The 14,236-nt window shown below is 72.1% G+C and carries 8 protein-coding genes; 4 read left to right on the top strand and 4 right to left on the bottom strand.

Going from position 1 to position 14,236, the window contains the following annotated elements; all coding sequences use genetic code 11:
- Positions 1-82: 82 nt before the first annotated feature.
- The gene (locus tag ACFV4G_RS19680; protein ID WP_380441980.1) at positions 83-310 is read left to right on the top strand and encodes a hypothetical protein; all 228 of its coding nucleotides are present in this window, start codon (positions 83-85) and stop codon (positions 308-310) included.
- A 92-nt stretch (positions 311-402) separates the two neighbouring features.
- Here ACFV4G_RS19680 and pepN read toward each other — a convergent pair whose 3' ends face one another.
- On the bottom strand, positions 403-2,985 hold the full coding sequence (pepN, locus tag ACFV4G_RS19685; RefSeq protein WP_380441982.1) for an aminopeptidase N: 2,583 nt from the start codon (positions 2,983-2,985) through the stop codon (positions 403-405).
- Between the two features lie 178 nt (positions 2,986-3,163).
- On the bottom strand, positions 3,164-4,954 hold the full coding sequence (locus tag ACFV4G_RS19690) for a PQQ-binding-like beta-propeller repeat protein (RefSeq protein WP_380441984.1): 1,791 nt from the start codon (positions 4,952-4,954) through the stop codon (positions 3,164-3,166).
- A gap of 532 nt (positions 4,955-5,486) precedes the next feature.
- Here ACFV4G_RS19690 and ACFV4G_RS19695 point away from each other — a divergent pair.
- From ACFV4G_RS19695 to ACFV4G_RS19705, 3 genes are all read left to right on the top strand, one after another.
- A complete protein-coding gene (locus ACFV4G_RS19695; RefSeq protein ID WP_380441986.1) occupies positions 5,487-6,680 on the top strand; it encodes an ROK family protein in 1,194 nt (397 codons plus the stop codon).
- A 220-nt stretch (positions 6,681-6,900) separates the two neighbouring features.
- Complete coding sequence (gene dxs, locus ACFV4G_RS19700; RefSeq protein WP_380441988.1) at positions 6,901-8,817, top strand: 1-deoxy-D-xylulose-5-phosphate synthase; 1,917 nt, start codon at positions 6,901-6,903, stop codon at positions 8,815-8,817.
- A 117-nt stretch (positions 8,818-8,934) separates the two neighbouring features.
- On the top strand, positions 8,935-10,467 hold the full coding sequence (locus tag ACFV4G_RS19705; RefSeq protein WP_380441990.1) for an ArnT family glycosyltransferase: 1,533 nt from the start codon (positions 8,935-8,937) through the stop codon (positions 10,465-10,467).
- 132 nt (positions 10,468-10,599) lie between these two features.
- Here ACFV4G_RS19705 and ACFV4G_RS19710 read toward each other — a convergent pair whose 3' ends face one another.
- Together ACFV4G_RS19710 and ACFV4G_RS19715 are read right to left on the bottom strand one after the other, a co-directional pair.
- Positions 10,600-12,729 carry a 3-hydroxyacyl-CoA dehydrogenase NAD-binding domain-containing protein gene (locus ACFV4G_RS19710; protein ID WP_380441992.1) on the bottom strand — a complete coding sequence of 710 codons (2,130 nt, stop codon included), beginning with the start codon at positions 12,727-12,729 and terminating at the stop codon, positions 10,600-10,602.
- Positions 12,730-12,731: 2 nt separating this feature from the next.
- Positions 12,732-13,976, bottom strand: coding sequence for an acetyl-CoA C-acyltransferase (locus ACFV4G_RS19715; RefSeq protein ID WP_363655388.1), 1,245 nt, complete (start codon positions 13,974-13,976; stop codon positions 12,732-12,734).
- Positions 13,977-14,236 lie beyond the last annotated feature (260 nt).

The raw sequence follows: 14,236 nt of genomic DNA on the forward strand, positions 1-14,236 counted from the left end.
GAGGGCATCCCGCACACGCCCCCGTCCCATGAGGCCCACCCCGACGCGCGCCACCCCATAAGCCCCGGGTAAGTTGGAAAACGTGGACAAGAGGAACGCTTTGCGAGCCGGCGCGGTCTCCGCAACGGTCACGCTGATGATGCTGCTGTCGTCGCCCGCCATGGCCCTCACCCGGGACGACGGCGACGACCCGGGTTCCGGCCTCGGCGTCGGCCAGACCATCGGCCTGTACGTGCTGATCCCGATCGCGGCCTTCGCGATCATCGCCGCCCTCGCGGGCCTGCCGTACGGCAAGGGCAAGAAGAAGTAGCCGACGGCCCCCGCGGCCGTCCACCAGTAAGACCCGCACCAACGCCGAAGGGGCGCCGGACCGAGTCCGGCGCCCCTCCGCGTTGTCCGGGCCTAGCGCGCCCCGGCCGCCCGGTCGGCGGCCTGCGCCCGCAGCGCCCGCTCGACCCCGGCCTTCGCCTCGACGACCTGGCGCCGCAGCGCCGGCGCCGGCTCGGCCGCGGCCAGCCACGCGTCGGTGGCGTCGACCGTCGCCTGCGACACCTGCAGCGCCGGGTACAGCCCGCCGATGATCTGCTGCGAGATCTCGTGGCTGCGGGTCTCCCAGACGCCCTTGACGGCGTCGAAGTACTTCGCCGCGTACGGTGCGAGCAGCTCCCGCTGGTCGGCCTGCTGGAAGCCGGCGATGGTGGCCTCCTGCACGTAGTTGGTGAGCGTGTCGGACTCGACGACCGCCGCCCACGCCTGCGCCTTGGCCTCGGCGGTGGGCCGGGCCGCGCGGCAGGTGGCGGCGTGCTCCTGGCCGGCCGCGGTGTTGTCGCGCGCCAGCTCGGCGGCGACGGCCGCCTCGTCGGCGCGTCCGGTGGCCGAGAGCCGGACCAGCAGGGTCCAGCGCAGCTCGGTGTCGACGGCCAGGCCCTTGATCTCGGTGGTCCCGGCGAGCAGCCCGGCGAGCAGGTCGAGCTGGGCGTCGGTGCGGGCGACGGAGGAGAGCGTGCGGGCCCAGGCCAGCTGGTGGTCGCTGCCGGGCTCGGCGGCCCGCAGGTGCTCCTCGGCGGCGGCGGCCCAGCGGGCGAGGCCCTCCTCGCGCCAGGCCGGGTCGGTGTAGGCGTCGAGGGCGAGCTTGACCTGCCGCTGCACGGACTGGACGACGCCGATGTCGCTCTCGCGCCCGATGCCGGAGAGCGCGAGCGCCAGGTAGTCGCGGGCGGCGAGTTCGCCGTCGCGGGTCATGTCCCAGGCGGAGGCCCAGCACAGGGCGCGGGGCAGCGACTCGGTGAAGGCGCCGAGGTGTTCGGTGACGACGGCGAGCGAGTCCTCGTCGAGCCGGATCTTGGCGTAGGAGAGGTCGTCGTCGTTGAGCAGGACGACGGCCGGCCGGTGCCGTCCGACGAGCTCCGGCACCTCGGTGCGCGGCCCGTCGACGTCGAGCTCGATCCGGTCGGTGCGCACCAGGGTGTCGCCGTCGGCGAGTTCGTACAGGCCGATGGCGATGCGGTGCGGGCGCAGCACGGCCTCGCCCTTGGCGCCGGCGGGGAGGGCGGGGGCCTCCTGGAGGACGGTGAAGGACTCGATCTCGCCGTCGGTGTTCAGGACGATCGAGGGGTGCAGCACGTTGATGCCGGCGGTCTCCAGCCAGGCCTTGGACCACGCCTTGAGGTCGCGTCCGCTGGCCTCCTCCAGCGCGCCGAGGAGGTCGCCGAGGCGGGTGTTGCCCCAGGCGTGGCGCTTGAAGTAGGCCTGCACGCCCTGGAAGAAGGCGTCCTGGCCGACGTAGGCGACGAGCTGCTTGAGCACCGAGGCGCCCTTGGCGTACGTGATGCCGTCGAAGTTGACCTGGACGTCCTCCAGGTCGTTGATGTCGGCCATGATCGGGTGGGTGGACGGCAGCTGGTCCTGCCGGTACGCCCAGGTCTTCATCTGGTTGGCGAAGGTGGTCCAGGAGTGCGGCCACCGGGAGCCGGGCGCCTCGGCCTGGCAGACGGCCTCGGCGAAGGTCGCGAAGGACTCGTTCAGCCAGAGGTCGTTCCACCACTCCATGGTGACGAGGTCGCCGAACCACATGTGGGCGAGCTCGTGCAGGATCGTCGCGGCGCGGGCCTCGTACGCGGCGTCGGTGACCTTGGAGCGGAACACGTACTGGTCGCGCAGGGTGACGGCGCCCGCGTTCTCCATCGCGCCGGCGTTGAACTCCGGGACGAACAGCTGGTCGTACTTGGCGAACGGGTAGGGGTAGTCGAACTTCTCCTGGAAGTAGTCGAATCCCTGCTTGGTGACCTCGAACACGGCCTCGGCGTCGAGGAATTCGCGCAGCGAGGGCCGGCAGTAGACGCCGAGCGGCACCTTCTGGTCGCCGTTCTCGTAGCTGTCGAAGACGCCGACGTAGGGGCCGGCGATCAGCGCGGTGATGTAGGTGGAGATGCGGCCGGTCGGCTCGAAGGCCCACACCCGGGTGTCCCCGTCGCCGGTCGGCTGCGGCGTCGGCGAGTTGGAGACGACGACCCAGCCCTCGGGGGCGGTGACGGTGAAGGTGAACGCGGCCTTCAGGTCGGGCTGCTCGAAGTTGGCGAAGACGCGGCGGGCGTCCGGCACCTCGAACTGGGTGTACAGGTAGGTCTCGCCGTCGACCGGGTCGACGAAGCGGTGCAGGCCCTCGCCGGTGTTGGTGTAGGCGCAGTTCGCGACGACGCGCAGCTCGTTCTCGGCCGCGAGGCCCGGCAGCGGGATGCGGCTGTCGGCGAAGCTCGCGGGGTCGAGCGCGGCGCCGTTGAGGGTGATCTCCTCGACGCCCGGGGCGACGAGGTCGATGAACGTGTCCGCGCCGGGGGTCGTGGCGGTGAACCGGACGACGGTGGTGGACCGGAAGGTCCCGCCCTCGCGGGCGGTGCCGAGGTCGAGCTCGATGTCGTACGCGTCCACGTGCAGGAGGTCGGCCCGGGTGCGGGCCTCCTCACGGGTCAGGTTGGTGCCGGGCACTCGCTGAACTCCTTCGTCGGGCTGGTGTTGCGCATCTTCCCATGGGCAACGCGCGGGCCCGCCGAATAATCGCGGGCGGACGGCCCGGGCCGCGCAATGGCGGGGGGACGACGAAGGAGGGGCGGGCCGGGGCCGCAGCCCCGACCCGCCCCTCCCCGGGAGCGACGTCAGTCCGTCGTCACTTCTTCGCCCACTTGGTGAGCGGCGAGTCCGAGCCGTACCGCGAGAAGGTGATGACCTCGCTGGCGTCCTGCGCCATCTTGTACTCGTTCAGGCTGGCGCCGATGTCCATGCCGTCCGGCATGGCCAGGGTCCCGAGGTCGGTCATCGAGCCGTCGGTCGGCGAGAGGGTCACGAGCCGGGCGGGCTTCTTGTAGCCCTGGGTGAGGATGGCGCGGACCTTGCCGTCCTTGTCGTACCCGGAGACGAGCCGGATGTCCTGGTTGGCCGTCGGGTTGGCGGCCGACCACAGCCGCTTGCCGGTGGTCAGGTCGTACGCGTTGACGGCGTCCTTGGTCCCGGTGACCTGCGCGTACAGGATGTTCCCGCTGACGACGTTCGCCCTGATCGCGTCGCTCAGGCCGGTCAGGCGCAGGCTGTCGGAGCCGGGCTCCTTGACCGACATCGGGTTGCCCGGCTTGTCGCTCTTGTCGAACGGCAGGACGTAGTCGCCGTTGGTGCCGTTGGTCATGAGCACCACCAGCGGATCCGCGGAGACGACCTTGTCGACCGCCTCGATGCTGCCGGCGAGCGCGAGCGGCGTGCTCTTCTGCGCGCCGGTCTCCGAGTCCACCACGTACAGCTGGGACTTCGGGCTGCTCTCGTAGCAGCGGTCGCTGATCACGATCTGGGCGGCGGCGGTGCGGCCCGTCACGGTGCAGCTGCTGTCGCGCGGCTTCCACGACCAGACGGTGCTGCCGTTGTCGATGCTGACCGCGCCGACCAGCCGGCCGCCGATCGCGACGACCTTGTCGGTGACGGACAGGGTCGGGGAGGAGAGCCGGTCGTTGGAGACCTTGACGCTCCAGGTCAGCTTGCCCGAGGTGAGGTCGACGGCGGCCATGGTGGAGCAGTCGCTGTCACCGGTGTTGAAGGCGACGGCGCCGATGTTCTTGGAGTTGGTGCTGTTCGACGCGGCGCACAGCTCCTTGGCGCCGTTCGGCACCGGGATGGACCACGCGGGCTTGCCGTCGGACAGGTTGTACGCGCGGATGCCGTTGGAGTCCACGCGCACGGCGAGCTTGTCGGTGGCCCAGATGCCGAGCATCTGGGTGCTGCCGTCCGAGTCGGTGGCCTTGGGGACGGACCAGGCGACGTTGTAGCTGGCACCGCTGCCGCCCGTGCCGCCGTTGCCGCTGGTGCCGCTGCTGGTCCCGGTGCTGGTGCTGCCGCCGTCGCCGGAGGTGCCGGTGGTGGTCCCGCCGGTGTTCGCGACCGGGTTGTCGGGGTTGTCCTTCTGCTGGAACAGCACGACCAGCGCGGCGACGATGGCGATCGCGAGCACGCCGCCGATGATGCCGCCCCACACCATGACGGGGTTGCGCTGCTTCGGCACGGCCGGCACCGGCGTGGTCGGGTAGGCGTAGCCGCTCTGCTGCTCCTGCGGGTAGCCGTAGCCGCCGCCGTAGGACTGCCCGGCGTCGGGCGCCTGGTAGCCGCCGGGCACCGGGTCGTACGGGCCGACGGGCGCGCCGGCCGGGGGCGGCGGCGGGGCCTGGGAGGGGAAGGCGGCGGCGGTCGGCGCGTAGGCCGGGCCGGTCGGCGGTGCGGCCGGCGGCGCCGCCGGCTGGGCCGGCGGTCCCGCGGGCGCCGCCGGTCCCGGGATCGCCGAGCCGTCCAGCTGCGTCATCTGGTCGGCGACGGCGGCCGGGTCGACGCCGGGCTGGCGCCCGAACGAGACGCCGCGGTGTTCCTGCGGGCCGCTGCCCGGTGTTTCGCCTGCCCCCGGCGTAGGGTGATCCCCTGCCATCTGATTCCCCGTCATGTCTGGATTCGTCCCCTGCCGGTACCGTCCGCGGTCCGGTGGGACGCGTGAGATTGGGCACCATGGTAGTGGTGACCGGATTTCGGCTGTCGGCAGGAGCCCGAAAGCCCCCGGACCTCCCCGGGATCCCCCCACCACCTCAACCCCACCGTGACCTGACGACCCCGCCGGCCACCCGGGCCACGTCTCCTCCCGTTACCCCCACGGCCGCCCGCCGTCACCCTCGCCGCCCCCCGATCCCGCCTCCAGCACCCCCACCTCCCCGCCCGGCCACGCCTCCTCCCGCCGCCTCCTCCGCCGCCCGCCGTCACCCTCGCCGCCCCCTGATCCCGCCTCCAGCACCCCCACCTCCCCGCCCGGCCGCGCCCCTCCCGTTACCCCCACGGTCGCCCGCCGTCACCCTCGCCGCCCCCTGATCCCGCCTCCAACACCCCCACCTCCCACCCGGAGCCGTAGGCTTCAGGAGTTGAAGGGGACGCCCGGCGGAGGGGTCCCCGCCCCTCTGGGATGGTGGATCATGGCGACGGACACACCGGGCTCGCAGTCATCGCTGCACCGGGCGAACCTGGAGCGCGTGCTGCGGGCCGTGCGGATGGCCGGCTCGCTGACCCAGGCCGAGATCGCCCGCGGCACCGGTCTCTCGGCGGCCACCGTCTCCAACATCGTGCGGGAACTGAAGGAGAGCGGCACCGTCGTCGTCGCCGACACCTCCTCCGGCGGCCGCCGGGCCCGCAGCGTCTCGCTCAGCGGCGACGCCGGCATCGTCGTCGGCATCGATTTCGGCCACACCCACCTGCGGGTCGCGGTCGGCAACCTCGCGCACCGGGTGCTCGCCGAGGAGAGCGCCCCGATCGACGTCGACGTCTCCGCCGCCCAGGGCTTCGACCGCGCCGAGGCCATGGTCGATCGGCTCCTGGCGCAGGCCGGCTTCCGCCCGGACAAGGTGATCGGCGTCGGCCTCGGCGTGCCCGGCCCGATCGACGTGGAGACCGGCGCACTCGGCTCCACCGCGATCCTGCCCGGCTGGACGGGCATCGCCCCCGGCCGCGAGCTGGCCGAGCGGCTCGGCATGCCGGTGCACGTCGACAACGACGCCAACCTCGGCGCGCTCGGCGAGCTGGTCTGGGGCGCCGGCCGCGGTCTGAGCGACCTCGCCTACATCAAGATCGCCAGCGGGGTCGGCGCCGGCCTGGTGGTCAACGGCCAGATCTACCGCGGCCCGGGCGGCACCGCCGGTGAGATAGGGCACATCACGCTGGACGAGGCCGGCCCGGTCTGCCGCTGCGGCAACCGCGGCTGCCTGGAGACCTTCGTCGGCTCCCGCTACCTGCTCTCCCTGCTCTCCTCGACCCTCGGCCCCGACCTCACCCTGCCCAGGGTGGTCGAGCTGGCCCACCAGGGCGACCTCGGCTGCCGCCGGGTGATCGCCGACGCGGGCCGGCAGATCGGCACCGGCGTCGCCACCCTGTGCAACCTGCTCAACCCGCGCCGGGTGATCCTCGGCGGCGACCTCGCCGAGGCCGGTGAGCTGGTGCTGGCCCCGATCCGGGACTCGGTCGCCCGCTACGCGATCCCGAGCGCCGCCCGCCAGCTGTCCGTGGTGCCGGGCACCCTGGGCGGCCGCGCGGAGGTGCTGGGCGCGCTGGCGCTCGTCATGAGCGAGATGGGGGAGTCGGGCGCCCTCGCCGCCGCCTCCGTCAATCGGAATTGACGCGACCCGCTCCCGCCCGGACCCCCGTCACCTCGGGGATCGTCCATGGCCGGCCGGTGGCACCGGGCGCGCCGCTCGGTGTCCGGCAGGCGGACATTAGACTCGACCGGTCGGCACCGACCACGACCGTCGCAGCGGACCGTCGAGGCGCACCGGCACACCGGGCAGCGACGCCCGTCGGACCGGCCGCGGTCCGCGAACACTGAACGAGGAGGAACGGGTGGCCCTGCTGACCCGCATTCGGGGACCGCGCGATCTCGACCGGCTCACGCCCGGACAGCTGGCCGCACTGGCGCAGGAGATCCGGACCTTCCTGGTGACGGAGGTCTCCAAGACGGGCGGCCACCTCGGCCCCAACCTCGGCGTGGTGGAGCTCACCATCGCGCTGCACCGGGTCTTCGACTCCCCGCGCGACCGCATCCTCTTCGACACCGGCCACCAGAGCTACGTCCACAAGCTGCTCACCGGCCGCCAGGACTTCTCGATGCTGCGGATGAAGGGCGGCCTGTCGGGCTACCCGTCCCGCGCCGAGTCCGAGCACGACGTGATCGAGAACTCGCACGCCTCCACCGTGCTCTCCTACGCCGACGGCCTGGCCAAGGCCAACCAGCTCAAGGGCAACAGCGACCCGGTCGTCGCGGTCATCGGCGACGGCGCCCTCACCGGCGGCATGGCCTGGGAGGCGATCAACAACATCGCCGACGCCACGGACCGCCCGGTCGTCATCGTCGTCAACGACAACGAGCGCTCCTACTCGCCGACCATCGGCGGCATGGCCAACCACCTCTCCACGCTGCGCACCACCCAGGGCTACGAGCGCTTCCTGTCCTGGGGCAAGGACGCGCTCCAGCGCACCCCGGTGGTCGGCCAGCAGCTCTTCGAGACGCTGCACGGCGCCAAGAAGGGCCTCAAGGACTTCATCGCCCCGCAGGGCATGTTCGAGGACCTCGGCCTCAAGTACATCGGCCCGATCGACGGCCACGACCTCACCGCCCTGGAGTCCGCGCTGACCAAGGCGCGCGGCTTCGGCGGCCCGGTGATCGTCCACTGCCTCACCGAGAAGGGCCGCGGCTACCACGCCGCCGAGAACAACGACGAGGACCGCTTCCACGCGGTCGGCGTGATCCACCCGGAGACCGGCCTGCCGATCAAGAGCGCGGGCAAGGACTGGACGTCCGTCTTCGCCGAGGAGATGGTCGCGATCGGCCGCGAGCGCGAGGACGTGGTCGGCATCACCGCCGCCATGCTCCACCCGGTCGGCCTGGCCCCGTTCGCGGAGGCCTTCCCGAAGCGGATCTTCGACGTCGGCATCGCCGAGCAGCACGCCGTCACCAGCGCCGCCGGCCTGGCCACCGGCGGCCTGCACCCCGTCGTCGCCGTCTACGCGACCTTCCTGAACCGCGCCTTCGACCAGGTCCTGATGGACGTGGCCCTGCACAAGCTGGGCGTCACCTTCGTGCTCGACCGGGCGGGCGTCACCGGCAGCGACGGCGCCTCCCACAACGGCATGTGGGACATGTCGATCCTGCAGGTCGTCCCGACCCTGCGCCTGGCCGCCCCGCGCGACGCCGACCAGCTGCGCGCCCAGCTGCGCGAGGCCGTCGAGGTCGAGGACGCGCCGACGGTCGTGCGCTACTCCAAGGGCACCGTCGGCCCGGCCGTCGCCGCCGTCGGCCGGGTGGGCGGCATGGACGTGCTGCGCGCCGCGGAGGAGTCCGCCGGGGCGCACCGCGCCGACGTGCTGATCGTCTCGGTCGGCGCGATGGCCGGCACCAGCCTGGAGGTCGCCGACCTGCTGGCCGCCCAGGGCATCACCGCGACCGTGGTGGACCCGCGCTGGGTCAAGCCGGTCGACCCGGCCCTGCCGGGCCTGGCCGCCGAGCACCGCGCCGTCGTCACGATCGAGGACAACGGCCGCGCGGGCGGCGTCGGCGCCGCCGTGGCGCAGGCGCTGCGCGACGCCGACGTGGACCTGCCGGTGCGCGACTTCGGCATCCCGCAGGAGTTCCTGGACCACGCGACCCGGGCCGAGATCCTGGCGGAGATCGGCCTCAACGCCCCGGACATCGCCCGCAAGGTGACCGCTCTGGTGGCCGGTCTGGACAAGGCCGCCACGGAGGCCCGCGTCGAGGCCTGAGCCCCGTCGCAGGGCCGTTTGCCCCAACTCTGTAACAGCTCGTCACAAGACGAGCCGATAATCGCACCGAAAGGCGGGACCGGCGCTGCCCGCGCCGATCCCGCCCGGTAGGTTGTGATGGTGCCGACCACCCCCACCCACCCCCGCCTCGCCGGGCTGGCCCAGCGCCTGCCCGAGCGCGTCCGTACCCACGTCACCACCGGGTACTGGACCAGGCTGGTGCCGGTGCTGGCACTGGTGGCGCTCGCCACCCACATCCCCTCCTTCGCCCGGCCGGTGTGGAGCCCCGACGAGGGCTTCCTGGCCACCCAGGCCCGGATGCTGGCCGACGGCGGGGTCCTGTACGACACCGTGGTCGACCGCAAGCCGCCGCTGCTGCCCTGGCTCTACCAGGCCTGCTTCGCCGTCTTCGGCTCCGCCTCGCTGTGGCCGCTGCGCACCCTCGCGGTGGTCGCCCACCTGGTCACCGCGATCCTGCTGGCCTCCATCGCCCGCGGCCGCTGGGGCAACCGGGCCGGCGCCGGCGCCGGGCTGCTCTACCTGCTGGTGTCCATCGGGCTCTCCCCGGAGGACACCCAGGCGGCGACCTTCGAGGTCTTCATGCTGCCCGCCATGGTGGCCGCCTTCCGCTACGCCGAGCGCCGCCGCTGGCTGGCCGCCGGCATCGCGGTCGCGCTCTGCTCGCTGACCAAGCAGACCGGCGGCGCGGTGCTGCTCCCGGTGCTGTGGATGCTCCTCCAGGACGCCCGCCGCCGCGGGGTGCGCTGGCCGCCCGCCCTGTTCAAGATCGGCTTCGGCTTCGCGCTGCCGATAGCGCTCGTCGCGGTCATCCTGACCAAGCCCAAGGGCTTCCTCTTCTGGGTGGTCACCGGCAGCGGGGACTACGCCTCCTTCGGCGGCGCCTGGCTGCAGATGACCGGCCGCGCGCTCGGCAACTCGGCCATCCTGGTCGCCGCCGGCCTGGGCTTCCTGCTCCCGGTGGGCCGGCGCCTGTGGCTCAAGCACCGCCACCGCCCGCTGCCGGTCGCCGGCGAGGAGCACGGCTCCACCGCCGACCTGTGGGTGTGGCTGCTCTCGTCGGTCGTCGCGGTCAGCGTGGGCTTCCACTTCTTCGGCCACTACTACCTCCAGCTGATGCCGCCGCTGGTGCTCCTGGGCACCGGCGCGGTGGCCACCTCGGCGGTCCGCTGGAAGCCCGTCCTGGTGTACACGACGGTCGCCTCCACCGTCTTCTGGGGCCTCGCCCTGGCCTGGCCGGGGGAGCGGCTCAGCCGCACCACCGAGGTCGCCACCGCGGTGGCCGCCCAGACCACCCCGAAGGACACCGTGCTGGTCTGGGGCATGCACCCCGAGCTGTACTGGCTGGCCGACCGCAAGCCCGCCACCCGCTACCTGACCGCCGGCTTCCTCACCAACTACAGCGGCGGCAAGGACGGCAGCCAGAACGTCGGCGAGCAGTTCAGCGTCTCCAACGCCTGGCAGACCTTCGACAAGGAGCTGGCCAACGGCCTGCCCGAGGTCTTCGTCGACGACTCCGGCATCGCCCCCTACCAGCCCGTGATGGTCCCCAGGATCGAGAACCTGCTGGACACCCACTACGAGATGATCGGCGTCATCGGCGACACCGTCTTCTACCGCCTCAAGCACTGACCCCTGCCTGAAGCACTGGCCCCCGCCTCAAGCACTGACACCACTCCCGGCCCGACAGGCCGGGGGAACGCACGAAGGAGCCCCGGTGACCGTCCAGGTCACCGGGGCTCCGCCGTTCGTACGGGCTACGCCTTACGCGGGCACCGAGGCCACGCCGGGGGCGAGGAACCGCTTGCCGTTCACCCGCTCCGAGACGCCCTCACGGTCCAGGTACGGGGTGATCCCGCCCAGGTGGAAGGGCCAGCCGGCGCCGGTGATCATGCAGAGGTCGATGTCCTGCGCCTCGGCGACGACACCCTCCTCCAGCATCAGGCCGATCTCCTGCGCCACGGCCTCCAGGGCACGGCTGAGGACCTGCTCCTCGGTGAGCACCGAGTCGCCGAAGGCCAGCAGCTCCAGCACCTCGGGGTCGAGGACCTGCTTGCCGTCCACCCAGGTGTAGAAGCCGCGCTTGCCGGCCTTGACCACCTTGCCGAGGTTCTCGGAGACGGAGAACCGCTCCGGGAAGGCGCCGTGCAGGGTCTCCGAGACGTGCAGCGCGATGGCCGGGCCGACCAGCTCCAGGAGCATGATCGGGGACATCGGCAGGCCGAGCGGCTCGACGGCCTTCTCGACGCTGGCGATCGGGGTGCCCTCGTCGATGATGCTCTGGATCTCGCCCATGAAGCGGGTCAGGATCCGGTTCACCACGAACGCCGGGGCGTCCTTGCACAGGACCGAGGTCTTCTTCAGCTTCTTCGACACCGCGAAGGCGGTGGCCAGCGAGGCGTCGTCGGTCCGCTCGCCGCGGACGATCTCCAGCAGCGGCAGGATCGCGACCGGGTTGAAGAAGTGGAAGCCGACGACCCGCTCGGGGTGCTTCAGCTTCGAGGCCATCTCGGTGACCGACAGCGAGGAGGTGTTGGTCGCCAGCACGCAGGTCGGCGAGACCACGTTCTCCAGGTCCGCGAAGACGGTCTGCTTGACGCCCATCTCCTCGAACACGGCCTCGATGACGAAGTCCGCGTCGCCGAAGGCGGCGGCCTTGTCGAGCGAGCCGGTGACCAGGCCCTTGAGGCGGTTGGCCTTGTCCTGGCCGATGCGGCCCTTGCCGAGCAGCTTGTCGATCTCGGCGTGGACGTAGCCGACGCCCTTGTCGACGCGCTCCTGGTCGATGTCGGTGAGGACCACCGGCACCTCCAGACGGCGGGCGAACAGCAGCGCCAGCTGCGAGGCCATCAGACCGGCGCCGACGACGCCGACCTTGGAGACCGGGCGGGCCAGCGACTTGTCCGGCGCGCCGACCGGGCGCTTGGCCCGGCGCTGCACCAGGTTGAAGGCGTAGATGCCGCTGCGCAGCTCGCCGCCCATGATCAGGTCGGCCAGGGCGGCGTCCTCGGCGTCGAAGCCGGCCTGCAGGTCCTGGTCCTTGACCTGGGCGATGATGTCCAGCGCCCGGTAGGCGGCCGGGGCCGCGCCGTGCACCTTGGCGTCGGCGACCAGGCGGCCCCAGGCGACGGCGTCGTCCCAGGCCTTGCCGCGGTCGATCGCCTCGCGCTCGACGGCCACGTCGCCCTTGAGGACCTTGGCCGCCCACAGCAGCGACTGCTCCAGGAAGTCGGCCGGCTCGAAGATCGCGTCGGCGATCCCCAGCTCGAACACGTCCTTGCCCTTGAGCTGCTTGTTCTGCGCCATCGAGTTCTCGATGATGACCTTGACGGCCTTCGCGGGGCCGATCAGGTTCGGCAGGATGGTGCAGCCGCCCCAGCCGGGGACGAGGCCGAGGAAGACCTCGGGCAGCGAGAACGCCGGGACGCCCGCCGACACGGTGCGGTAGTCGCAGTGCAGGCCGACCTCGACGCCGCCGCCCATCGCCGCGCCGTTGTAGAAGGCGAAGGTGGGGACGGGCAGCGCGGCGATCCGCTTGAAGACCTCGTGGCCGCCCTTGCCGATGGCGAGCGCGTCCGCGTGCTCCTTGAGCAGCTCGACGCCCTTGAGGTCGGCGCCGACGGCGAAGATGAACGGCTTGCCGGTGATCGCGGCGCCGACGATGGTGCCCTCGGCGGCCTCGGCCTCGACCTGGTCCAGCGCCTCGCTCAGCTTCAGCAGCGAGCCGGGGCCGAAGGTGGTCGGCTTGGTGTGGTCGAAGCCGTTGTCCAGGGTGATGAGGGCCAGCTTGCCGGCCTGCAGCGGCAGGTCCAGGTGGCGCACGTGCGCGGTCGTGACGACCTCGCCCGGGAACAGCTCGGCGCCCTGCTGGAGCAGCTCAGTGGTGTTGCTCATGCTCACTTACCACCCTCGACCTGAGACGACTTTTCCGCTCCGCTCCAATGCGGGTTCTCCCAGATGACGGTGCCGCCCATGCCGAAGCCGATGCACATCGTGGTGAGGCCGTAGCGGACGTCCGGGCGCTGCTCGAAGCGGCGGGCCAGCTGGTTCATCAGGCGGACGCCGGAGGAGGCCAGCGGGTGGCCGAAGGCGATCGCGCCGCCGAACGGGTTGACCCGCTCGTCGTCGTCCGCGATGCCGTAGTGGTCGAGGAAGGACAGCACCTGGACGGCGAAGGCCTCGTTGACCTCGAAGGCCTGGATGTCGTCGATGGTGAGGCCGGCCTTGGCCAGCGCCTTCTCGGTGGCCGGGACCGGGCCGATGCCCATGACCTCGGGCTCGACGCCGGCGAAGGCGTAGGAGACCAGGCGCATCTTGACCGGGAGGCCGAGCTCCTCGGCGACGTCCTCGGCGGCCAGCAGCGAGGCGGTGGCACCGTCGTTCAGACCGGCCGAGTTGCCCGCGGTGATGTTGCCGTGCGGACGGAACGGGGTCTTCAGGCCGGCCAGCGACTCCATCGTGGTGCCCGGGCGCATCGGCTCGTCCACGGTGGCCAGGCCCCAGCCGGTCTCGCCGACCTCGGGGTTGGTGTTGCGGATCGTGATCGGCACCAGGTCGGGCTGGATGTCGCCGTTGGCGTACGCCTTGGCGGCCTTCTCCTGGGAGCGCACGGCGTAGGCGTCGCAGCGCTCCTTGGTGATGTGCGGGAAGCGGTCGTGCAGGTTCTCCGCGGTCATGCCCATGAACAGGGCGGACTCGTCGACCAGCTTCTCGGAGACGAAGCGCGGGTTCGGGTCGACGCCCTCGCCCATCGGGTGGCGGCCCATGTGCTCGACGCCACCGGCCACGACGATGTCGTAGGCGCCGAAGGCGATGCCGCCGGCCGTGGTGGTGACGGCGGTCAGCGCACCGGCACACATGCGGTCGATCGCGTAGCCGGGCACGGACTTGGGCAGGCCGGACAGCAGGGCGGCGGTGCGGCCGATGGTCAGACCCTGGTCGCCGATCTGCGTGGTGGCCGCGATGGCGACCTCGTCGATGCGCTCGACGGGCAGGTTCGGGTTACGGCGCACGAGCTCCCGGATGCACTTGACGACCAGGTCGTCGGCGCGCGTCTCGTGGTAGATGCCCTTCGGGCCGGCCTTGCCGAACGGGGTGCGGACGCCATCGACGAAGACGACGTCCCTCGCGGTACGAGGCACGGGGGCTCTCCTCCCAGGGACCAACATTTGAGGTGGGCAGGCTGCCGCCGGCGAAGACCCGAGCGGCGCCGCTTCACCGCCATGCTACCGGTCGGTAACCAACCTGCCCAGGCCTCTCGGAGGGTTCACCCGGTGTGTCCCGCGACACGTCCGACCAGGACCGCTCCCCGGCGGCGGCTCCGGAGGCGCCGGAAGGGGGGCCCGCGCGCGGCGGGCGGGGCACCCGCGGCGGGGCGCCGCGGGCGGGCGCCCGCCCGGGG

The sequence above is a fragment of the Kitasatospora sp. NPDC059747 genome, from assembly GCF_042732955.1.
GTDB lineage: Bacteria > Actinomycetota > Actinomycetes > Streptomycetales > Streptomycetaceae > Kitasatospora.

Excerpts from the sequence above, each read along its gene's own strand:
- ACFV4G_RS19690 (WP_380441984.1), bottom strand. The coding sequence starts at position 4,954 with ATGGCAGGGGATCACCCTACGCCGGGGGCAGGCGAAACACCGGGCAGC.
- ACFV4G_RS19695 (WP_380441986.1), top strand. The coding sequence starts at position 5,487 with ATGGCGACGGACACACCGGGCTCGCAGTCATCGCTGCACCGGGCGAAC.
- ACFV4G_RS19705 (WP_380441990.1), top strand. The coding sequence starts at position 8,935 with ATGGTGCCGACCACCCCCACCCACCCCCGCCTCGCCGGGCTGGCCCAG.
- ACFV4G_RS19710 (WP_380441992.1), bottom strand. The coding sequence starts at position 12,729 with ATGAGCAACACCACTGAGCTGCTCCAGCAGGGCGCCGAGCTGTTCCCG.